At 33.9% G+C, this 21,431-nt stretch carries 23 protein-coding genes, 2 pseudogenes and 1 riboswitch; of the genes and pseudogenes, 1 reads left to right on the top strand and 24 read right to left on the bottom strand.

Annotation, left to right across the window (positions count from 1 at the left end; genetic code table 11):
* Window positions 1-2 precede the first annotated feature (2 nt).
* From JCM7501_RS03985 to JCM7501_RS03960, 6 genes are all read right to left on the bottom strand, one after another.
* Window positions 3-1,157: a COG1470 family protein gene (locus JCM7501_RS03985; RefSeq protein WP_081723114.1), complete on the bottom strand. Its 1,155-nt coding sequence runs from the start codon at window positions 1,155-1,157 to the stop codon at window positions 3-5.
* Window positions 1,158-1,313: 156 nt separating this feature from the next.
* Window positions 1,314-1,730 carry a tRNA (N6-threonylcarbamoyladenosine(37)-N6)-methyltransferase TrmO gene (gene tsaA, locus JCM7501_RS03980; RefSeq protein ID WP_013150602.1) on the bottom strand — a complete coding sequence of 139 codons (417 nt, stop codon included), beginning with the start codon at window positions 1,728-1,730 and terminating at the stop codon, window positions 1,314-1,316.
* 23 nt (window positions 1,731-1,753) lie between these two features.
* Complete coding sequence (locus tag JCM7501_RS03975) at window positions 1,754-2,506, bottom strand: ABC transporter ATP-binding protein (RefSeq protein WP_013150603.1); 753 nt, start codon at window positions 2,504-2,506, stop codon at window positions 1,754-1,756.
* Complete coding sequence (locus tag JCM7501_RS03970; protein ID WP_028991884.1) at window positions 2,503-3,567, bottom strand: FecCD family ABC transporter permease; 1,065 nt, start codon at window positions 3,565-3,567, stop codon at window positions 2,503-2,505. The genes JCM7501_RS03975 and JCM7501_RS03970 overlap by 4 nt, the downstream gene beginning before the upstream one ends.
* Window positions 3,568-3,627: 60 nt before the next feature.
* On the bottom strand, window positions 3,628-4,770 hold the full coding sequence (locus JCM7501_RS03965; RefSeq protein ID WP_013150605.1) for an iron ABC transporter substrate-binding protein: 1,143 nt from the start codon (window positions 4,768-4,770) through the stop codon (window positions 3,628-3,630).
* Between the two features lie 143 nt (window positions 4,771-4,913).
* Window positions 4,914-6,254, bottom strand: a complete 1,341-nt coding sequence (locus JCM7501_RS03960; RefSeq protein WP_028991883.1) for an FAD-dependent oxidoreductase — start codon at window positions 6,252-6,254, stop codon at window positions 4,914-4,916.
* 198 nt (window positions 6,255-6,452) lie between these two features.
* On the opposite strand from JCM7501_RS03960, the gene hydE reads away from it, so the two are divergent.
* On the top strand, window positions 6,453-7,502 hold the full coding sequence (gene hydE, locus JCM7501_RS03955) for a [FeFe] hydrogenase H-cluster radical SAM maturase HydE (RefSeq protein ID WP_013150607.1): 1,050 nt from the start codon (window positions 6,453-6,455) through the stop codon (window positions 7,500-7,502).
* A 63-nt stretch (window positions 7,503-7,565) separates the two neighbouring features.
* On the opposite strand, the gene JCM7501_RS03950 is transcribed toward hydE, so the two are convergent.
* The 18 genes and pseudogenes from JCM7501_RS03950 to JCM7501_RS14055 all read right to left on the bottom strand — a co-directional run bounded on the left by JCM7501_RS03950 (window position 7,566) and on the right by JCM7501_RS14055 (window position 21,431).
* Window positions 7,566-8,384 carry an MBL fold metallo-hydrolase gene (locus JCM7501_RS03950; protein ID WP_028991882.1) on the bottom strand — a complete coding sequence of 273 codons (819 nt, stop codon included), beginning with the start codon at window positions 8,382-8,384 and terminating at the stop codon, window positions 7,566-7,568.
* A gap of 19 nt (window positions 8,385-8,403) precedes the next feature.
* The gene (locus JCM7501_RS03945; protein ID WP_012995648.1) at window positions 8,404-8,748 is read right to left on the bottom strand and encodes a NifB/NifX family molybdenum-iron cluster-binding protein; all 345 of its coding nucleotides are present in this window, start codon (window positions 8,746-8,748) and stop codon (window positions 8,404-8,406) included.
* Window positions 8,745-9,620: an ATP-binding protein gene (locus tag JCM7501_RS03940; RefSeq protein WP_012995649.1), complete on the bottom strand. Its 876-nt coding sequence runs from the start codon at window positions 9,618-9,620 to the stop codon at window positions 8,745-8,747. Before JCM7501_RS03940 ends, JCM7501_RS03945 begins: the two co-directional genes overlap by 4 nt.
* Window positions 9,617-10,465, bottom strand: coding sequence for an ATP-binding protein (locus JCM7501_RS03935; protein ID WP_012995650.1), 849 nt, complete (start codon window positions 10,463-10,465; stop codon window positions 9,617-9,619). The genes JCM7501_RS03940 and JCM7501_RS03935 overlap by 4 nt, the downstream gene beginning before the upstream one ends.
* Before the next feature lie 14 nt (window positions 10,466-10,479).
* Window positions 10,480-10,842: a NifB/NifX family molybdenum-iron cluster-binding protein gene (locus tag JCM7501_RS03930; protein ID WP_028991881.1), complete on the bottom strand. Its 363-nt coding sequence runs from the start codon at window positions 10,840-10,842 to the stop codon at window positions 10,480-10,482.
* Between the two features lie 145 nt (window positions 10,843-10,987).
* The gene (locus tag JCM7501_RS03925) at window positions 10,988-11,341 is read right to left on the bottom strand and encodes a DUF5320 domain-containing protein (protein ID WP_012995652.1); all 354 of its coding nucleotides are present in this window, start codon (window positions 11,339-11,341) and stop codon (window positions 10,988-10,990) included.
* A 354-nt stretch (window positions 11,342-11,695) separates the two neighbouring features.
* Window positions 11,696-12,120, bottom strand: a pseudogene (locus JCM7501_RS03920) (hypothetical protein).
* A gap of 25 nt (window positions 12,121-12,145) precedes the next feature.
* The gene (locus JCM7501_RS12895) at window positions 12,146-12,295 is read right to left on the bottom strand and encodes a hypothetical protein (RefSeq protein ID WP_154653780.1); all 150 of its coding nucleotides are present in this window, start codon (window positions 12,293-12,295) and stop codon (window positions 12,146-12,148) included.
* Window positions 12,296-12,389: 94 nt separating this feature from the next.
* Window positions 12,390-13,466: a bis-aminopropyl spermidine synthase family protein gene (locus JCM7501_RS03915; protein ID WP_012995655.1), complete on the bottom strand. Its 1,077-nt coding sequence runs from the start codon at window positions 13,464-13,466 to the stop codon at window positions 12,390-12,392.
* 142 nt (window positions 13,467-13,608) lie between these two features.
* Window positions 13,609-14,582 (bottom strand): annotated as a pseudogene (locus JCM7501_RS03910) (LacI family DNA-binding transcriptional regulator).
* Window positions 14,583-14,669: 87 nt separating this feature from the next.
* Window positions 14,670-15,638, bottom strand: a complete 969-nt coding sequence (locus tag JCM7501_RS03905) for a carbohydrate kinase family protein (RefSeq protein WP_028991880.1) — start codon at window positions 15,636-15,638, stop codon at window positions 14,670-14,672.
* Window positions 15,639-15,704: 66 nt separating this feature from the next.
* On the bottom strand, window positions 15,705-17,180 hold the full coding sequence (locus JCM7501_RS03900) for a glycoside hydrolase family 32 protein (RefSeq protein ID WP_012995658.1): 1,476 nt from the start codon (window positions 17,178-17,180) through the stop codon (window positions 15,705-15,707).
* 19 nt (window positions 17,181-17,199) lie between these two features.
* On the bottom strand, window positions 17,200-18,027 hold the full coding sequence (locus tag JCM7501_RS03895) for a carbohydrate ABC transporter permease (protein WP_012995659.1): 828 nt from the start codon (window positions 18,025-18,027) through the stop codon (window positions 17,200-17,202).
* Window positions 18,027-18,911, bottom strand: a complete 885-nt coding sequence (locus JCM7501_RS03890; RefSeq protein ID WP_013150613.1) for a carbohydrate ABC transporter permease — start codon at window positions 18,909-18,911, stop codon at window positions 18,027-18,029. Before JCM7501_RS03890 ends, JCM7501_RS03895 begins: the two co-directional genes overlap by 1 nt.
* Window positions 18,912-18,991: 80 nt before the next feature.
* Complete coding sequence (locus JCM7501_RS03885) at window positions 18,992-20,317, bottom strand: ABC transporter substrate-binding protein (protein WP_012269100.1); 1,326 nt, start codon at window positions 20,315-20,317, stop codon at window positions 18,992-18,994.
* A gap of 50 nt (window positions 20,318-20,367) precedes the next feature.
* On the bottom strand, window positions 20,368-20,886 hold the full coding sequence (locus JCM7501_RS14065) for a DUF6062 family protein (protein ID WP_245599050.1): 519 nt from the start codon (window positions 20,884-20,886) through the stop codon (window positions 20,368-20,370).
* 53 nt (window positions 20,887-20,939) lie between these two features.
* A riboswitch (Fluoride riboswitch) is annotated at window positions 20,940-20,998 on the bottom strand.
* A 131-nt stretch (window positions 20,999-21,129) separates the two neighbouring features.
* Entirely contained in the window at window positions 21,130-21,252 is a 123-nt protein-coding gene (locus JCM7501_RS14060) for a hypothetical protein (RefSeq protein ID WP_256201111.1), read from the bottom strand.
* Window positions 21,237-21,431, bottom strand: a complete 195-nt coding sequence (locus tag JCM7501_RS14055) for a nucleotidyltransferase domain-containing protein (RefSeq protein ID WP_256201110.1) — start codon at window positions 21,429-21,431, stop codon at window positions 21,237-21,239. The genes JCM7501_RS14060 and JCM7501_RS14055 overlap by 16 nt, the downstream gene beginning before the upstream one ends.

Here is a 21,431-nt window from a genome sequence, read left to right as displayed (position 1 = left end):
AGTTACCGCCTCCCGTACTTTTGAATCAAGTAATATAACCCGCCAATGACTCCTGCAATAATAATTACAGCCACAATTCCCCACCATAAACTGGTTTTAACAGTTACTCTAAAAACAGCTTCATTACTTGCTTCAGGAGTAGAAGCTCTCATGGTAACTACGTAATCCCCTGCTATTGCTTTTTTATCCGCATGAATAATTGCAACAACCTCTTTGGTCTCTCCAGGGGCAAGAGTATCTATTGTTTGTGGTTCAAAAGTCACCTCCCAATCAACAGGAGTATCAGCTGAAAAGTTTATTTGCGCTAATTGAGATGAACCTGTATTTTTTACCTGTAGAATAACTTTTCTATCACCACCAGCAATTACATCTGTAGATAAAACACCAGAAGGTGTGCTCAATTCAATGCCATAGGTGCCGCGAACAACTACCTCTAATGTGAGAGAAGCGCTAGTGTTTTTCGTATGTGCTTTTATTGGAATCTTGTAAGTACCTGCTTTTATTTGGGAAGGCGGATTGATAGAAACCTGGATTATCTTTTGACTATTAGGCTCGACAGAAACAGAAGTGACCTCTTTTCCTTCAACAGTAAATTGCACGTTCCATCCTGCCTGAACATCTGCAGTAAGTGCGTAAGTTTGGGTTTCAGGAGTTCTGTTCTTTAACTTGACTTCATAAGTAAAAGTAGATTTGTTGGTACCCTCCATATTTGGCTGATCGCTGGTAAGCTCTGTTTGATATGTCCCTTGTTCTGTTACATTTACAGTCAAAGTAAGAACTGGCAAACCTGCAGCAAGCAACACAATATTATATGAGCCTTTGTTAATTTTTAAAGGAACATCCACGGTTAAATTAACAGTCTGAGTTTCATTTGGTTTCACGGAAATTTCTTCGATTTTCCAACCTCCAGCGGTCAATGTTGTTTGCCAATCTTTTGGAGCTTTTACACTTAAGGGAATATTTTTGATTTGAGTAGATTTATTTTGGATATCTATGTTGTAAGAAATAGAATCTCCTGGGGTAACGGCAATATTAATATAAGGAGTGTAAAAGGTAACACCGGAAATGTCAGCATAAGCAAAACTGCCCAAACTATAATAGAATAATATTACAAATGAAATAACAGCAATTATGTTTTTTGAAAATTTCTTATTCAATGCAATCCCTCCTACAACAATTTAAAAAATGATAAAACCTATGTTGTAGGTAGCAAATATTTAACGTGTAAACGTTTTATACAATTAACCACCCCCTGTTTTTATTTTAGATTGACAAAAAAACTTCTGTCAATATATTAGACATAAGTATGTATACTACAACGTATCCTCAGGACCTTTTATACTGTCAAGTTCATAAACATAAGGTTTTATATCAAGTATAGGACTCCCATCTAAGGCATCTACTCCTTTTACATAGAGTTTATTTCCTTCAACTTTTATAACGTCAGCAACACAAAAAGCTATAGGATTTGGCCTTGAAGGAGACCGTGTAGCAAAAACTCCTTTTACCTCCGGCCCCCAAGGTGTGACTGTCTTTAAAACATCCCGTTTTCCTAAATGGCACCAATAAAGCACAATTATGTGCTTTTTGCTCTCAATATCACAAAGCCCATCTACAAATTCCGGATATATTTCTAAAACTGCTTCTTTATCAGACATTCTCCCTTGCTTTGGCGCATCTCCTCTTTTTTTATAAGGACTGCGAATAATTCCTATTGGTATTAAATCCAAGCTAAACTACCCCTTTCTACAATTTAGAGTGGTATAACTATTGGTATATTACGGTATTTTTCTACTGCAACAGGTATACCATAAACAGCTTTTATATTTTCTTCCGTCATAACTTCCATTCCACCATAGGCAAAAATGGTGTTATCTTTTAAAAGTAAAAATTTATCAGAAAATCTAAGTGCCAAATTCAAATCATGGATTATAACAATTGCTGCTATATTTTGCTCTTTCACTGTCTCTTTCACAATTCTCAAAACTTCAATTTGGTTTTTTAAATCCAAATTATTTGTCGGCTCATCCAAAAGCATCACAATAGGTTGCTGTGCCAAAGTCCTCGCTATGACTACTTTTTGCAATTCTCCTCCACTCAACTCATTTAAATAGCGCAGTGATAACTTTTCTAAATTAAATTTTTTTAAAACCTCATTTACAATCTTTATATCCCTTTCAGTCACATCCCACTTTATATGAGGTTTTCTTCCTAAAAGTACCGCATCAAATACAGTAAATCGACCATTCTCATTCCTTTGAGCCACATATCCTATTCTTTTAGCCACCTCTATTCTACTTAATTTTGAAATTTCATCTTTTTCGATATATACTGCTCCTTTGTGAGGCTTTAGAATTTTATTTATACACTTCAAAAGAGTAGACTTACCAGCCCCATTGTTTCCTAAGATAGAAAGTAATTCTCCTCTTTGAAGAGTAAATTTAACATCTTTTAAAACAGGTACACTGGTATAGCTGAATTCAATACCATCTATATCTAAAATCATCTCTTATACCCCCTTGAAAGCACATAAAGGAAAACCGGTGCTCCCAAAAAGGAGGTTATAGCTCCCACAGGTAATACTATCGGAGAAATAATAGTTCTGCCTAAAGTATCTGATGCTAAAAGTATTAGACCTCCCATTACAGAAGAAGCAGGAATTAAAAATCTATGGTCTCCCCCAATTAATCTCCTCATTATGTGAGGTGCAACAAGTCCAATAAAGCCTATAATTCCTACAAAGGAAGTAATAACGGCAGCAATTAAAGAAGAGACAAACATGCCCAATAATCTTACTCTTTCCACTTCAACTCCAAGGCCCTTTGCCGTTTCTTCTCCGCTGTCTAAAGCATTATAGTTCCATCTGTTAAACATAAAATATATCAGAGAAATGCCTACAACTACAGACATTATACCTAAATCTTTCCATGATACCCTTCCTATATCCCCAAATGTCCAAAAAACTACAGAAGCCACTCTTACATCATCAGCAAAATACTGCAAAATCATAGTAACAGCGGAAAACAAAGATCCTAAAGCTACTCCTGCCAAAACCATCGCCTCAGGAGTTACTCTAAAGCTTTTTGCCAACATCAATACAACTATTGTCGAAGCCATTGAACCCAAAAAAGCAAAAAAGACTACTAAATATGGATTATTTACAATCACTGAATCAGGGTTTGTAGTACTACCCGCTCCAAATACAATGATAGCTACTGCCGCTCCAAAAGCAGCCCCTTGTGAAATACCTAAAGTAAAAGGAGAAGCTAAAGAGTTTCTCAGAATGCTTTGGGTTACACATCCTGCAACAGATAAACCAATTCCCGCCACAATTGCTGATAAAATTCTTGGGAACCTAATGTTCCAAACTATGATATGAAATCTTTTTTCTCCCTTACCTAATAATGCTTTTATGACATCATAAGTACTAATACCAGCAGAACCTGCATTTATAGCATATATTGCAAGTACAAGCGTAGCCAAAGCTATCAAAGATATAATCAATATTTTTCTTTTTATGTATTTATTGTAGCTATCCGGTGCAGTATATATAAATGACTGTCTCAAGGCTTCATCCCCTTATCTTTGCAATTCCCCCACTTTTAGTGGAGGAATTTTTACTATTCACTAAAACTTAATTTTTTCAAAGCCACCGTACACTTCTTTCATCTTGTCATAAACGCCTTTTCCAGCTTCTCCAAAGAATAAAGTGTAAATTTCCTTAGCCTTTTCTGCAGGGTCAATATCTTTAAATTGTTCAGGATAAAGGACTTTCCCTACCCAATAAGAATCTGCTAAAGCTGTATCAATATTTGTATTATACTGATTGTAAGGTAAAATCCCATAAACATTGTCATTTTTTACTGCCTTTAAGTTTTTATAAAAGTCCGGATTCTTCTGATAATCCTGTTTTACCAAGTCAAAATTTCCTTCATCAATGAATATTATATCAGGATTCCAATCTAATAATTTTTCTTTTTCTATCATCACACTTCCTTTTTGACCTAAAGTATCAGCTACATTTCTTGCATTTACAGCCATAAAAGGCGGATAATTTCCTTGTGTACTCTCTATGCCATGGGCACCTTTAAATCCTAATGCACCTATATAGACAGTTGGTTTTTTATCCTCTGGTATATCCTTTGTTCTGTCCTGTAAATCTTTTTGAACTCCTTTTATGTAGTCCACTACTTCTTTGGCTCTGTCCTCTTTTCCCATAATCTTTCCTATAATCTTTAATGAGGTATATACATCCTCTTCAAAAGTCCCGAGTTTCCCATAGCTTAAAACTACTACAGGAATTCCTGTTTTGGCTTGTAAATCGTCAGCGTTGGCTTTATCAAGCAAAGATATCACAAAAATAACATCTGGATTTATTTCTATTAATTTTTCTGCATCTGGCGTAGAATCAGGACCTCCTTGTCCAATAGTGGGAAGTTGTGCTAATTTGTCTTGGAAAATCACATTGTAAGTTCTACCATTTGTAAGTTTTTTGTCTATATTTTCAACACCTGCCACTCTGTCAATCCCATCTATATAAGTTATAAGTCTTAAAGCTCCTGGACCTATCCCTACCACTTTATGTACTGGAGTCTTTATCTCTACCTGTCTTCCGACTAAATCCGTAACTGTAATTGTTTGAGCTGTTTCCTTAGAAGTTTGAGAAACTTGAGATTGATTTTGTGAAGCTTTACTACATGCTGTCAAAGAAATGACAATCGCTAACAAAATAACAACTATACCACTAAACTTTTTTAATTGTTTTGACACTAATTACCCCTCCATTATTGAACTTTTACTATTGTTTTTCCATCTATAATATAGTGTTACTTTTTTAAAAATTATAACACGAAAAAAAAGAGAAAACAATAGGCGTTAAAAAAACAGACCAAATCTGGTCTGTTTAAAATTCTTTATATTTTTGACATAGCATCTAAAGCAGCTGAATTTATTGGGTATGACACAGGAGAAGATGTGAGTAGTGGATGTGTCGCCACTTGGAAGGTATTTAATTCTGACGCTGTTGTTCCTTTTTGTATTGCAAGACTTAAAATATTAATCATTTCACCAACATTTTCTCCTCCTGCTATTTGAGCTCCTAATATGACTCCAGAATATCTTGAAAAAATCAATTTTATATTTACATTTTTTGCATTAGGCAAAGTTCCAGGGTGTTTGTCCATTGTGTTAAACTTTCCAACCACTATATCAAAGCCTTCAGCTTTTGCTTGCCTTTCTGTAAGACCCGCAGCAGCAAAAGCAGTATTGTATATCTTTGTAGAGAATGCACTTATTGTACCTTTATTTTCCCTAACCAATCTTAATTGAAATACATTTACACCTGCAATCTTTGCTTCATTTGCAGCAGTAGAAGCAAGAAGTATAGGAACATTCTTTCTTGTAAAGAAACACTTCTTTTCTGCACAGTCACCCACAGCAAATATATCTGGATCGTTAGTTCTCATGTACTCATCAACTACAATTGCTCCTTTTTCATTGAGTTTTATACCTGCTTCTTCTGCCAACTTAGTATTTGGTTTTACGCCCATAGCTAATATCACAACATCAGCTTTTATCTTTTCTCCTGTATCCAATTCTACTTCTTTTACTTTAGTATCTCCTACAAGTTTTGTAACTTTTGTGTTTGTTTTTACTGTTATACCGTGATCTTTTAATGTAGCCTCCACCATATCACTATATTCAGGGTCAAAGGCTTGCCATAAAAGCTTGTCAGCAACCTCAATTATTGTTACATTTTTGCCAAGAAGTTGCACCTGCTCTGCCATTTCAACACCAATAAATCCACCACCAATTACTACAATATCCTGAGCCTCGTTAATCTTTTGCTGAACAAATTTTAAGTATTCTTCGTCTTTTTTTATTGTCAATACATTCTCTAAGTCATGTCCAGGTATAAAAGTAGGAACTATTGGCAAAGAACCTGTCGCTAAAATTAGTTTTTTGTAATAAATTTCTCCACTCTTTTTTGCATTAACTTTTTTGTTTTCCCTATCAATTGAAACAACTTCATCTATTATTATATCAATACCGGCATTGGTAAGCATTGTATCAGCTATAACATTTTTAGAAGTGTCTTTTAATGTTCCAAAAATGTACGGAATACCGCAAGGAACCATGACTTTCTCTGTCATTCTTACAACAGTAACCTTCTTATCTCTGTAGGTTTTTTTAGCGGATAAAGCGGTTAAAATACCACCTGCACTTCCTCCAATGACCAAAACATCAGTTTCTATCACTTCTATTACCTCCTATATCTTGTATTTTGTTAAAAACTACCCCTCCCCTCGTGGGTGCCCCTACATAAATTATAGGATTATTATAAATGTACGTCAATAAAACGTCAAAAATTTGTTAAGAAAATAATTTACCAATTTTATTGATTTTTTATTAACAATTACTTATACTAATTAAGGAAAGCGAGAGTGATATTCATGATAAATGAAAAAGATAACGATGTATTAATTGAAAAATTAGAGACGCAGCATGACATTGAGAAAGAAGAAATCGTAATGCTATTAGCATTGAAAGATCCTTCCAAGCTTTATCAAGCTGCAGATAGAGTTAGAAGAAAATATGTAGGAGATGATGTACATTTAAGAGGTCTTATAGAATTCAGTAACTACTGCAACAACACTTGTTTTTATTGTGGCCTTCGGGGTCCTAACAGGACAATTAAACGATATAGAATGGAACCTGAAGAAATAATACAATGCGCAAAATACGGAGCAGCAGCTGGACTTAAAACTATAGTTCTTCAAAGTGGTGAAGATAAATATTTTAAAATAAACACTTTATGTAAAATAATAGAAGAAATTAAAAAATTAGATATGGCAATTACTTTAAGCATTGGAGAACTTACCACCAAAGACTACGCTGAATTAAAAAAAGCAGGAGCTGATAGATACTTACTTCGCATTGAAACTACAAACAAAGAGCTTTATCAAAAATTACATCCCGGCATGAGTTATGAAAATCGTGTAAGGTGCCTTATGGATTTAAAAGAATTAGGTTATGAAGTCGGAACAGGAAGCCTTGTAGGCCTTCCGGGGCAGACCTTAGAAATGCTGGCAGACGACCTTATATTCTTTAAAAAAATAGATGCAGATATGCTAGGAATAGGTCCTTTCATACCTTGCGAAAACACACCTTTAGAAAGAGAAAAAGGCGGCAATGTGGAAATTGTATTAAAAATGTTAGCTTTATCAAGACTACTATTGCCTGACATTAATATACCTGCTACTACAGCATTAGCTGTTAAAGATAAAGAAGGTTATATTAAAGGGCTAAAGTGTGGAGCTAATGTGATAATGCCAAATATAGGTAAAGATGAGTATAAGAAATTATACAAGCTCTATCCTGGAAAAGTACCTGACAATCCTTCAGAAGCTGTAAATAGCCTTGAAAATATCAAAAAGCTTATTCTATCCCAAAATAGGACAATTGGAAAAGATAAAGGGTATCGTAAAAAAATATTAAATTGATGTTCAATAGCCTTTTTTCTATGGAATCGCCTCTACAAGGCAAATATCAATACATCTGTTTTTTTAAACAATAATGGAAGAACTTGTAGTTAAATAGGACAGTTTGTCTTTTAGCACTGATTTTAAAATCCCATATTCCTCTATTCCCGTACAATGACCTGTATATATTTTCTCTATTCCATAGCTATCTATTTTTTTGGCTATTTCTATGATTTCCTCTTCTGGCATACCTTTTAAATGGAACCCTCCAACTAAAGACTTGAGAGAACTTCCTTTAAACCGCCTTGTCGCTGTTTCTAAAATATTTAATATTCCTGAGTGAGAACATCCTGTAATAGCATTGATACCATCCTCTTCTTTTACAACCACAAAAACCTCGTCTAAAAATTTATCTTTTATCTTTTCTCCCTCCTCTTCTACCAAAAAATTTTTCGTAGTAAAATCATTGTCATAAATTATATCAGTGCTTGTAATTACAAAAAAATCTTTCTCTATCTCTGTATCCTCATCTATTAACAGGAAATTGTCTTTATACTTATTATAGACCGCCAAACTAAACCCTATCTCATCTATATTTCCATTTTTTCTCAATGCATATTTTTTATCTAAAATCCGCTTATGAGCATATATTTTTACATTGGGATTCTTTTCAAGCAAACCTTTGAGCCCACCAATATGGTCATAATGCCCATGGGTGAGAACCACTTTTTGTATTCTTTCTACCTCTATACCCATTAAACCACAATTTTTTATAAAGTTTTCACTCTGGCCGGTATCCACCAAAACTTCCTTATCATCTTTTTTTACTAAAATTGATAATCCATGTTCTGCTACAAAGTTTTTATTAAAAACCACATTTTCTATAAGTACCTGTACTTCCAATTATTCTCTCCTCCCTTCTTTAATGATGATGTTCGTGTTTTTCACAAGGACTGTTAGAAGATATCAAAGTACCATTGATGTACTTCTCTGCCACTTCTGTAGCATTTCCTTCAGCGCCAGTTATTACATCTATTCCATAACTATCAAAAAGCTCAATAGCACTGGTCCCCATTCCTCCAGAAATTATACAATCAACTCCTTTGTCTTTTAAAAACTGTGGAAGAAACCCTGGTCTATGACCGGGATTAGGTAAAAAAGTAGAGTCTTTTATTTTACCATTCTCCACATCAAAAATCCAAAAACCTTCACAATGTCCAAAATGCATTGAAACTTCTTCGTCTTCTGAAGCAACAGCAATTTTCATTTACTTTCCACCCCTTCATCTAAAATTTCTTTAATCCTAAGCCACATTTTATAAATTTGCTGGTAAGCAGTACTGTCAGGATAACTACTTAAGCTTTGTAAATTTTTTAAAGCTTTTACAACTGTTTCATCAAAATCTATTTTCCCAACAACCACAATTTTGTTTTCCTCACAATATTTTTCTATTTGTTGTGATACTTCTTTATTTAAATCCCATTTATTGACACACACCACGGAAGGAACTTTAAAGCTTTCTATCGCTGACAATACTCTCTTCATATCAGCAAAACCAGAAAGTGTAGGTTCCGTAACAATTAATACTAAATCAACACCCGTAGCAGAAGCAAGGACAGGACACCCTATCCCTGGAGTGCCATCAATTATCAAATACTCATCGCTCTCATCACTTACTTCCTTCGCCTTCTTTCTCACCTCTGTCACCAATTTCCCTGAACCATCTGCTCCAGGAAAAAGCTCTGCATATACTACTTTTTCTCCCGACTTTGTCTTGGCATATATCACATGGCCTGTTTTTTCCTCTACCAATTTAATCGCTTCAACAGGGCATTTATACATGCAAAGGCCACAACCTTCACAATAATAAGGATTTACCTCAAAATTTGAAATAGCGCCAAACCTACAAAGTTCTTCGCAAAGTCCACATTCAATACATTTGTCTTTGTCAATTACTGCTGTCTCTTTGCCGTAAAAGTCTTGTTTTTCTATTATTTCTCCTTGTAAAACTATATTTAGGTTAGGAGCTTCTACGTCACAATCCGCCATAATCTTATTTTTAACAATGGTGCTCAAAGTAGCGGCAACTGTAGTCTTCCCTGTACCACCTTTTCCGCTTAAAATTGCCAACTGCTTCATTTTTTTATCAACTCCAATGCATCAGTTGTCAACTTCTCAAATATTTCTTTTACCTCTTCATCAACCTCAATCAATAATTTCCCTTTTGAATAGGCCTCTGCAAACTCTTTTTTAAAAGGAATCTTCGCTAAAACTTTTATCCCTTCTTTTTCGCAGTATTCCTCGATAATATTGTCTCCTTCCCCAGATTTATTAATAACAGCAGCCATAGGAATGCCCATCTGTTTTACAAGCTGCACCGCTAAGCCAAAGTCGTGCAAGCCATAAGGGGTAGGTTCTGTAACCAGAATACACAAATCGCTTCCTTCAATAGAATGTATAACTGGGCAGGAAGTCCCTGGCGGGCTATCCACTATTACAGGTCTATCTACATTCTCAATTAATTTATTAATCTCTTTTAAAATAGGCACTCCAGTGGCCTCACCATAATTTAATTTTCCGTCTATAAAATCTACGCTTTGGGCTTTGCCTTTCCTTATCGTACCAATAGGTTTATATTTTTCTACTATGGCATCATAAGGACACATCTCAAAACAAGCTTCACAGGAATGACATAAGTGGTCAAACACGAGAATTTTTTTGATTAATTTTGTCAAAGCTCCAAATCTGCAGGCTTTTACACACTCACCACATAATGTGCATTTGTCGGAGTTTATTTCAGGTATTATGACTTCAACCGTTTTTTCATCTTCTATTTGAGGATTTAAAAATAAATAGCCGTTGGGCTCTTCTACATCGCAATCAACATACACGCTATTATTAAAAGTTTTCGCAAGGTTAACAGAAACGGTTGTTTTCCCTGTCCCACCTTTACCGCTCAATACAGAAATCTTGACTCTTCTCATCTTTAATGCTCCTTTTAATGATGGTGATGTCCTTGATTTGTCGCTTCTGTTATCTTTTCAAGGTTTCCCTTTTTAAAAAGCTCTATGTTTGTTTTTACATCTCCCTCTACTGCTTTATAAACTGGAATTTCTGCTGCTTTAAATACTTCCATAGCGTTTGGCCCTACATTGCTTGAGATGAGAACTTGCACGTCTTCATCTATAAGAGTCTGTGCCGCTTTAGTGCCCGCACCACTGCTTTTGGCTACTGCAGCGTTGTCAATAACTTTATAATCCATCGTCTCACTATCAACTATAATAAAATATTTAGCACGTCCAAATCTTGAATCCACCTTAGCTTCAAGTGTTTTTCCTTCTGAAGAAATAGCTATTTTCATATTGCGTCCTCCATTTCATTATTGACATATGTTACTTACATTTATTAATATATTATTATTTTTGTCATATGTCAATAATTTATTAAACAAAAAGCACACTTAATAAATAAGCAGCCACTTGCGTGACTGCAACTTTTAAAACTAATTATTCCTCTTTTTTATCATCTTTTTTATCTAATTGGTCCAATCTTTCTTTTATATATTTTAATTGATCTTCCAAGTATTTTGCTTCAGCACTTAAAATATCTTTTTCGTCTATATTGGAGACAGGATATGGAGGATAACCAAACCATCCTCTTGCCCAGCCAGGAAGTCCTGTTAAATAGTACATGTGTCTAAATCCTCTTCCTCTGCCAAACCACCCAAAGCCTCTGCCAAATCCCCAATATGCTCCTAGGGGATTTAAATAACCAGGTACATTATATCCTGAACAATATCCTAAGCCTCTTCCTGTTCTTGGGCCTAATCCCATTGGACCTGTTCCGTCTCCTTTTGGCATATCAACCCCTCCTTTTTTTATTTTGGTCATATGACCATTACCTAGTTATATAATATCACCGTTTTGGACTTATGTCAATAATATTTTACCCAAAAAATTTTTTATTGTGGAATTTTTAAATCCTTTAATCTGTATACTAAGTAAAAACTACAAGGTGTAAATGCATTACATTTCGGTCATATGATGCGAAATAGTTGAGTTACTTTACGAGACAGGTTTCAAAAATTTCAATTTCTCTCAGACCATTTTTAAAAAACTTGATAAAATAAAAGAAAAAGAACCCGTAAGATATGGCTTCGGCAAAGGCTCCTTCATAGTAATAAGCGCTAAAAAGTGACATTTGAGCTATGTTTTTTAAAGCAAAGCTTTTATTACGTTATCTAAAAAATCCCCTTCTTCGGGTTGCAAGTCCTCTTTTGATTGTATTTTTTTCTCAATGTACCTGATAAAACAATTTGCACAGTTTGATTTCTATCCACAATTATTGAGATAGGCTCCAAAGCTCCGCCAAGTATACCTAAAATAACCATTATCTGTGAAGGGGTTAAAACTCTCCTCTCTTTTTCATCTCCTCCTTTTCCACCTGTGTTATATTCTTCACCATTTTCCCTATTGCCTTTATCGCCATTTCCTCCACCTGCAACAGGATGTTCTTCATCTTCTTCGTTTTTATCCTCCTCATTATTTCCTTTTTGGCCTTTCCCTTCGCTATTTTCTTTTATTCCTAGCTTTAATAGCAAATCTTTCAGTTGGGATTCTAAACTACCTGATGAATACATGCTTTTTTCCTCCTATGAGCTTATGTCATATTGTTGGCAGTGGAAAAACTATTATCACTGGCTCTTCAGGTTTTGCATAACCCAAACCAAAATAAAGAATCAACAAAAGTGTAATTACAAGCAAATAAGCATTTAATCCTTCTTTTTCTTCTTTCATAGTGCTCACTCTTTTCACGAAATTTTATATACTCCTTCTTATATATGATTTTATAGTTTGTCCTGTGCTTGTACTGGATAATAAATATAGGCCTCCACATTATTGTGGAAGCCTATGCTTTGTCGCCTTTGTAAATTAAAGCCTCTTCGTCTACATACAGCTCACAAGGTTTATCTTCATTTTCAATTCCTTTTGAATCTTTTAAGGTCTCTATGCGATACATAGAAGACCTGTACCAATTAAGTCTTGGCTCTACTTGCACAAATTCATATTGTTTACCTACTGTATTTAAAAGATAATCCCAATTTACATAATGATTAAAGTCATGGATAATATCTGTCACTACCACTTTAAATTTGCTTGCTAAAATTTGCTGGAAAACATTCCACTTTTCCAATGAGGCCTCTATCAATGTCAGTCCGAAATACCCACCACACCCTTCTCTAGAAAGAGCAGAAATCCCTCTTCCTATGCAAATTTCCAAAGCCTCTATTGTTTCTGGCGGGTCAGTAATAAAAGTATCAAAATACCCTACATATTCCTCTGGTAATTTGTCTCTAAAATCATATTTTATAGCTTTTATAGGTAAATTATGTTTATTTGCTATCTCATTGATATACCCAACTAACCTATCATCTATTTCCAACACTATAATCTCAGTTGGCATGCCCGAAAGTCCTGCTGCTATACTTACAAGGTCATCATCGCCTAAAACTAAAAGTTTCTTTCCTTCTAAATCTCCTCTTTCAGCCATGAGAGCTATTCTACCCATTACCGTTTGTGTCGTAACAAAACCTTGGTCATAATCACTAATAGCTTTTGGACGATTTGCTGTCACTTGGTCAAATTTTTTAATCAAGTCTTCTAATTTAGAAAGATTTATTCCTCTTCCTTCACAATGAGGGCAAGTATATGTTCTTGTTGGAGCAATTTTAAGGTTATCCAGATATTCTAAACCTTTAGAATTAAACTTTATATCTCCACTTTTGTCAACTTCCAACAGATTTTTTTGACGTAGTATCTCAATTATTTCTGCTACAACCGAAAAAGGTTTCTGAGATAAGGTTATAATCTCCCAAAAATGCGGAGTTGCTGCAGCAGCTGATAATATTTTCTCTACATCTTTTGAGGAAGTCATAACCCCTGTTTTTTGGTAGATTTGGTGTGCTATATCTTGTAGATTTTCCATCCTCTCACCCCCATACTAGTATTGCTACAAGTTTTTTACACCTTCAAAATACCATACAGGGGTATATTCCATTTGAGTCAATATTTAGGCCAGCACATAAATTATACATTTAATTCAATAAAAAAGTCAAGAGAGGTCAAAATTAAGTAGTCTCCCTCTCCATCAAAGTTACAGGCAAAATATTTTCTTTTTCTACTTTTTCTCCATCTATTTGGCGTAACAAAAGTTCAATAGCTTTTCTTGCTATTTCTTTAATTGGTTGTCTTACGGTTGTTAAAGATGGAACTACCAAATTAGCGACATTTATATCATCATAACCTACAATTTTCAAATCTTGAGGTATTTTTTTATTTAACTCTTTAGCCACACTTATTACAGAAGCAGCAATTAAATCGCCACTGGCAAATATACCGTCAATGTCTGGATGTTCTTTAAAAAGGCCTCTTACTATTTTTTATATTCTTCTATCTCAAACCTGTTTAACTTTGTTTCTACAACAAAATACTCAACATTCTCTTGTGTTGCTACCTCTTTGAACGCTTTATAACGATTATTTGCCGGTGTATTCAAAATCAATGGGCCGCTTATGTGAGCAATTTTTTTACATCCCTTTTGTATTAAAAGTTTTGTAGCCAAAATTCCACCTTTATAATTGTCTGAAGCTACATAAGGTATATTGGAATAATATCTATCAATTGCCACAATAGGAAGTTTCACATTTAAATATTGCTCTGCTTCTAAGGTATGACTGCCAATAATTATACCATCAACTTGATGCCTTTTCAGCATATCTATATACTCTTTTTCCTTGCTACTATCTTGCCCAGAATTGCACAACAAAATTTTATAACCTTCTTGATAAGCATAATATTCTATATAACCGGTCAATTCTGCAAAAAAAGGGTGCGCTACATTGGGAATTAATAAACCTATTAAATAGGATTTTTTTCTGTATAAGGACCTTGCTAACTCGTTAGGCTGGTAATTTAACTCTTTCATCGCCTCATAAACTTTTTTTCTCGTTACCTCGCTTATATAGCCTCTGTTATTTAAAACCCTCGATACAGTCGTAACTGTAACTCCTGCTTTTTTCGCTACGTCTTTTATAGTTGGCATGTCTATCACCTTCTATTACTACTTTTTGTCTCCTCTTCTATTATACCTTTATCGTAATTACAATTAAAGTCTTCATAATGGCATATTTTACAACAATTTTACACCATGTACTAGTAAATATTTTACCTCTTCTAACGTTGGCATTGCAGGAATTGCTCCTCTTTTAGTTGTACACAGGCCACCGGTTGCATTAGCAAAGTCAATAATTTTTTCGAGTTCTTGAGTTTTTATTTTTTCTAAAGAATAATTTATTTTTGATATATTATAAAGAACTCCTCCTAAAAATGCATCTCCAGCTCCTGTTGTATCTACCACATTTACACGATATGCAGGTATATGTCCTGTGCCCGATGTATGTCTATAATAACAACCTTTTGCTCCTAAAGTTACTAAAACTAGTTTTATCCCCATATCAAATAATATTTTGCTGCCATATTCCAAGTTTGATTCTCCAGTTAGAAATTGTAGCTCTTCTTCAGATAATTTCACTATATCTGCATATTGTAATCCCAAAACCATTTCTTTTTTCGCAACAGTTTCATTTTTCCATAAAGGTGGTCTCCAATTAGGGTCATATGAAATAATTTTTTTATTTTGTTTTGCATATTCAACAGCTTTCAATGTGGCACTTTTTGAGGGTTCATCTGTCATAGATAAAGACCCAAAATGAAATATTTTTCCTTTCTCTATTAAATTCAGGTCAATATCTTCTTCTTCCAACATCGTGTCAGCTCCCGGATTTCGATAAAAAGTAAAGCTTCTGTCTCCTTTGTCATCAAGATGTACAAAAGCAAGAGTTGTATTTGCTTTTTTAGTAAATTTTAAACCATCTGTGTTAATTTGATTATTTTCAAGTACTTTTTTTAAAAAATATCCAAATTGGTCATCACCTACTTTACCTATAAAAGCACCTTTTCCTCCTAATTTTGTAACAGCAGTTAACACATTTGCAGGTGCTCCCCCAGGATTCATTTCAAATAGTGTATTTCCATTATCAGAAAACCCTGCAGGAGTAAAATCAATCAGCAACTCACCTAAAGCTACAACATCATACATTATAATCACCCCACACAGATTTTATTTTACACTGTGGTAACGCCCACTTTAAATTTATCAATAAATTTAATCTACAATAATATCCCATTTATTTAAATAATTAATTTTGCATTCCCCTTTGGAATATACAGATATATTTACCGAATCTTTGCTAGGATATATCCTTCCACTCATTACCTTTTCCCCATCATTAATAAATATCTCAACTGAACTTACATCTACAAATACTCTGAGTTTAAGTTTATTATTTTTTAAAGCTACATTTATTTTCCTTTCTCCTTTAGGTCCTATACCTGATTTATTGCGGTCAAATATAAATAATGATTCATCTCTTTTATATGATAAAATAGTTTCTTCATTGTCTCCTTTTCTTATTTTTAAACCAAATTCCTCTGCTTTACCCCCCTCAAACTCAACTTCAAGTTCATAACAGTCACCATATGTGTCTAACTTTTTTTCTCCATCTATCATTAAGTTTGTAAGCTTATAATGATTTTTTCTGTAGTTTTCTATTTCTTTAATCGGCCTAAAATATAATTTACCATTAGCCATTAAAATTTCCCTTGGTAATGTCATGGCTCCAGCCCAATTATGGCCTCTTTCCTGTGTTGGCATAACTTCCCCCCACATATCCATCCATGCAACCATAAGCCTTCTTCCGAATTTATCACTAGTAGTTTGTGGAGCATAAAAGTCAAATCCATAGTCAATCTGTTGATAACCATCAATATCAAACTTAAATATCCCTTTGTTTATGTCTAAATCTCCAATAAAATATATAGATGAGTGAGTACCATTAAAATCATTCCCTCTAGTCTTTATATGTTCTGTAGATACCATCAGTACATACTTACCTTGTAATTCAAATAAATCAGGACATTCCCAATTGTAACCTGTGTTTTCATTCCCTCTCGCAAGTATATTTACAAAATCCCAATCTTTTAAATTTGTTGATTTATACAATAATACCTGCCCGTGTCCCTTCCCATCATTTGAACCTAACATCATGTAATAATACTGTCCGTTCTTAAAAACTTTAGGGTCTCTAAAATCCTTTTTACTTGCTTCTTCTGGAATCTGCTTTTCTCCAATTACAGGATTTTTACTATATTTTACGAAATTAATACCATCTTTCGAGTAAGCCAAATTTTGAACCTGCTTATAATCTTTACTCTTATCAGGTCCTGTATATATGTGTCCAGTATACAGTAAACATAACATATCGTCTTTTTCAATGGCACTACCTGAAAAACACCCATCTTTGTCAAAATCATCTCCCGGCACTAACGCTATTGGAAGATAAGTCCATTTAACCAAATCCTTACTAATCGCATGCCCCCAATGCATTGGACCCCAAATTGCTTCATAAGGGTTGTGCTGATAAAACAAATGGTAATTACCTTTGTAATATATAAATCCATTAGGGTCATTAATCCAACCATATTCACCCATTAGATGGTATTTCAATCTATACTGTAAATTTAATCTACTCTTATTTGCTTGAATATACTTATTTGCATCATTTATATTTATCAATTCCAATTCTACTACCTCCAGACCTTTATTTTATTGAACCCTTTAAAACGCCTTCTATAATCTGCTTTTGCATTAGTAAATATGCAATTATTACAGGAATTGTAGCTAACATAAGAGCTGCCATAGCAGGCCCATATTCAATCGTGTAAGTTCCATAAAAATAGAAAACAGAAAGCGGTAAAGTTCTCTGCTCTGGCGCCATGAGTACTAAATATGGCAATAGAAAGTCATTCCATATCCACAAAATATCCAATATAGCTATTGTTGTTGTTACTGGCTTCAAAAGTGGAAAAACAATTGTAAAAAAAGTTTTAAGCTGACCGGCTCCATCAATCATAGCAGCTTCTTCTAATTCCAGTGGTATACTCTTTATAAAACCGTGATACATAAATACAGCCAAAGATGCACCAAAACCTACATACATATAAATCAATGCCCATTTGCTATTCATCATGCCGATAGAACCATATATTTTTACAAGGGGTATCATTATCCCTTGAAAAGGAATAATCATAGATGCCACCATAAAAAAGAACATAAACTGATTAAATTTCCACTTTTTTCTCACAAATATATAAGCGGTCATTGATGACAGCAATGTAATCAAAAATACACTAAAAGCAGTTATAATCAAAGAATTCAAAAAAGCATGCATATAATTCATTTTTGTGAAAGCATCAATGTAATTGCTTAAATTCAGCGCCGACGAAAGCTTGAGTGGATTTTGGAGTATTTCCTTTCTCTCTTTAAAGGAATTAATTAAAACTATAAAAAATGGAAATATATAAAGCACCAAAAAAACACTTAAAGCAAAAAACTTTATGCCGTTAAGTAGGCGATTATTTTTTTCCATTAGTTTTCCACCTCCAGCTTTTTGCTAAAATACACTTGAAGCAACGTGACAGCCGCTACCACAAAAAAGAGAAAAAACGCCTCTGCTTGACCAATACCATACTGTTGACTTAAAAAAGCAGTGTTATATATATGAAGAGATATGAGCTCGGTGCTTTTGTAAGGCCCTCCATTTGTCAAAGCCAAGTTTATGTCGTAAACCATAAACCCTCGTTGTAAAGTCAAAAAAACACTTATAGTAAAAGAAGGCGCCATTAATGGAAGTATTACATTTTTTAATCTTTGATAAAAATTTGCACCGTCTATACTTGCCGCCTCTAACAAATCTCTCGGTATATTCATAAAACCTGAAATATATATTACCATCATATAACCAGTATACTGCCAAACTGTCACAATAACCAAAGCCCAAAAAGCTTTGTCAGGATCTGATAGCCAAGAACCTGAGAAAATTGGTATATTATATGATTTTCCCAAATATACTAAAATGTTTGAAAAAATAAATTGCCATATAAAACCTAACAATATTCCGCCTATCAAATTTGGAGTAAAAAACCCTGCTCTAAAGAAATTTTGACCTTTTACGCCACTCGTTAACATATAAGCCAAGAAAAAAGCTATGACATTAATTAATATTACTGTGAAAAATACATATTTTAATGTCAATAAAAAAGATGTCCAAAACACTTTATCATTAAACGCTTGTAAATAATTTGAAAAACCTACAAAAGCATGCGTAGCAGAAATACCATTCCAATCAGTAAAAGTTAAATATATTCCATATAAAAACGGTAATATTATTACTGTGAGAAAAGCAAAGGTAGTAGGTCCTGCAAATATCAAGTACGTTTTGAGTTTAGCCAATAAAGTTTTCTCTTGATTCACATTCATATCCTCCTTCACTTTTATATTGAATAACGGATAGACAATAACATTCTATCCGTTATTCAATCAAACCTTACATATTATTGAACATTTTTCCAATAATTTTCTATTTCATCAATCAAGCCTTTTCTGTCAATTTTGCCTGCCAAATACTTTTGCATTGAAGCTCCTAACTTTGACCAGTGGTCTGGTGGCAATATAGTATTAAACTCTAATTTTAATGTATTACTTTCCTTCATATATTGTCCTATAGATTTAGCCAAAGGATCTTGTGGCTCTAATGTTATATTTTTAAAAGCAGGTATAACATTGGCTTTGTTCACAAGAGCATCCTGTCCTGTCTGGCTGTAAACTAACCAATTCAAAAATTTCTTAGCGGCATCCTGTTGAACAGCATTGTTCTGTGTCTTATCTATTCCTATAAACTTCGATGGGCCTACAGCTATCTGTGAATTGCCATAATCCCCAGGATTATTGCTTATGGGCACAGGTATAAAGCCGTATTGTTCATTTGCAGTATCAAATTCTTTTATCTGTGGCCATGCCCAATTTCCCATAAACCAAAATCCAACTTCACCTTTACCAATAAGCTCTGGTCCTCTATCATAAGTCGGAGATAATGGATCATTTTTATCTATGTTGTACTTTTTCATCATGTCAAAAGTATCCATTAAACCATTAAACACTTTGTTATTTGCCAAATCAACTTTTCCAGCTTTTAAGTCTGATAAAAATTGAGCTACTTGTGCAGGATCTTTCGATTGAGCAGCATACGCTATTGTCAGAAAGTGTGCGCCTAAAGACCAATCCATTGGAGAAATTTCTAAAGCTTTGACACCAATTGCTTCTACTTTTTTAAATGCTTCTTCCAAAGCATCTCTCGTCCTTATAGAACTCGGATCAAAGTTTCCACCATAAGCTTTATCTAATACAGCTTTGTTGTAAATGAGCCCATACCCTTCAACTGCAAATGGGAATGCTATAACCTTCCCATCTACTCTGGCTACACTTAAAGTCCAATCGATCGCATCCTCAACCCATTTTTCTCCGCTTAGATCTAAAAATTTATCTTTGAATTTTGCTATATCACCCGGATCCAGCATCGCCATTGTCGGTGCATTACCAGATGCATACATAGCGGTAACCTTTTCAAAAGGTGACTGACCAGCCGCTGCAGGAATAACTTCTACAGTAATATTTGGATTTTCTTTTGTAAAAACTTTAGCTGCCTCTTCTAATTGAGCCTGAATTTCCCCCTTAGAATTTAGCAAAGTAATTTTTACAGTCTTTGTTGCCGTGACAGTACTATTACTTTCTCCATTATTGCTGCCTTTTGTATCACAGCCTGCCATGAGCGAAAAAACCAATGCAAACGTCAACATAATGGATAAAATTTTTCTTTTCATGACAATCCCCTTTCTTTGAAATCTTTTTAACTTACTTTTATTATACTTGATTAATTTTTATATGTCAACCGTTTGACATAAATTTTTTGATAAAATGTCAACCGTTTATAATACGGTTGACATTTTTGAAACTTATTAATATTATAATATCTTGCTATTTTATTAATTTGTTCAACTAATCGTTCTACCTTTTCCTTTTGGGAAAATTCAAATCGTGACTTAAAAACATTAGAGCCAGATTTAACTATCAGTAATTTCAAAAGAAATCCTAATCTTTTTTTCTTTAAAGATTTTCCTTTCTCCGTAATTTGCTGTAATTTATAAGTGACGTTCTCTTTTAATGCAATTGCCAAACCCAATTTATCATATGAATTATTCAATAATTCCAAATGATAATGGCAGAAATTTGTCTCTCTTATTTTGACATACATTTCAGGGTCTTTTAAAACCTCATCTTCAAACAAATGCTCACAATATGCTTTTTCTTCGTCTTTTATAATCTTGCATATTGGACAACCTCCCTTATATTTTTCAAAAACCTCATACAATGGAATAAATTCTAACTTCATGCAAATCCCATCCTTCCTTCTATTGTCAAGATAAACAAAAATGGCTTCTACGAATGCGCGTAGAAGCATCAGCCTTCACGGCAATTAGGTGAGCTTCATCACCTTATTCTACTTTTTATTTCCTATAATAATATTATATATTAACAAAAATACAAGTGAAAAGGCTACAGGTTAAAAACTGTTTTTAAATCTACGTCAAACCATAAACTTTGCATATTTTGCCAACCAAATAATTTTACAGCTTTAACTACTCTCTTGTTTATATATCTCAATACCCTCTTTTAAAATATTTTCAAGCAGCTTATCATTATGCAATCTTCCAACTTCAACAATATCTACTTTATAAATCCCTACTGCTTCATCCACTTCAAAATAAAGCTCAGGCTTAAGTCTTCTTCACTAAATATTGCTATATCAATATCTGACGCTGGTTTAAAGTCTCCTCTTGCACGAGAACCATAAATAACAACTCTTTTTATTTGCGGATATTTTTTAAATATATCTTTGAGGGAATCAATTAACTTATCACTAAGCCCAAATTTCAT

It is taken from the genome of Thermoanaerobacter thermocopriae JCM 7501, from assembly GCF_001310975.1.
In the GTDB taxonomy this organism is placed as follows: domain Bacteria; phylum Bacillota; class Thermoanaerobacteria; order Thermoanaerobacterales; family Thermoanaerobacteraceae; genus Thermoanaerobacter; species Thermoanaerobacter thermocopriae.
Note: the sequence above shows the minus strand (reverse complement) of the source record. Positions and strands in the feature narration are given on the sequence as shown.

Coding starts and splice junctions, on each gene's coding strand:
- JCM7501_RS03975 (WP_013150603.1), bottom strand. CDS start 2,506: ATGATTTTAGATATAGATGGTATTGAATTCAGCTATACCAGTGTACCT.
- hydE (WP_013150607.1), top strand. CDS start 6,453: ATGATAAATGAAAAAGATAACGATGTATTAATTGAAAAATTAGAGACG.
- JCM7501_RS03945 (WP_012995648.1), bottom strand. CDS start 8,748: ATGAAAATTGCTGTTGCTTCAGAAGACGAAGAAGTTTCAATGCATTTT.
- JCM7501_RS03940 (WP_012995649.1), bottom strand. CDS start 9,620: ATGAAGCAGTTGGCAATTTTAAGCGGAAAAGGTGGTACAGGGAAGACT.
- JCM7501_RS03935 (WP_012995650.1), bottom strand. CDS start 10,465: ATGAGAAGAGTCAAGATTTCTGTATTGAGCGGTAAAGGTGGGACAGGG.
- JCM7501_RS03930 (WP_028991881.1), bottom strand. CDS start 10,842: ATGAAAATAGCTATTTCTTCAGAAGGAAAAACACTTGAAGCTAAGGTG.
- JCM7501_RS03925 (WP_012995652.1), bottom strand. CDS start 11,341: ATGCCAAAAGGAGACGGAACAGGTCCAATGGGATTAGGCCCAAGAACA.
- JCM7501_RS03915 (WP_012995655.1), bottom strand. CDS start 13,466: ATGGAAAATCTACAAGATATAGCACACCAAATCTACCAAAAAACAGGG.
- JCM7501_RS03905 (WP_028991880.1), bottom strand. CDS start 15,638: ATGTATGATGTTGTAGCTTTAGGTGAGTTGCTGATTGATTTTACTCCT.
- JCM7501_RS03895 (WP_012995659.1), bottom strand. CDS start 18,027: ATGGAAAAAAATAATCGCCTACTTAACGGCATAAAGTTTTTTGCTTTA.
- JCM7501_RS03885 (WP_012269100.1), bottom strand. CDS start 20,317: ATGAAAAGAAAAATTTTATCCATTATGTTGACGTTTGCATTGGTTTTT.
- JCM7501_RS14065 (WP_245599050.1), bottom strand. CDS start 20,886: ATGAAGTTAGAATTTATTCCATTGTATGAGGTTTTTGAAAAATATAAG.
- JCM7501_RS14055 (WP_256201110.1), bottom strand. CDS start 21,431: ATGAAATTTGGGCTTAGTGATAAGTTAATTGATTCCCTCAAAGATATA.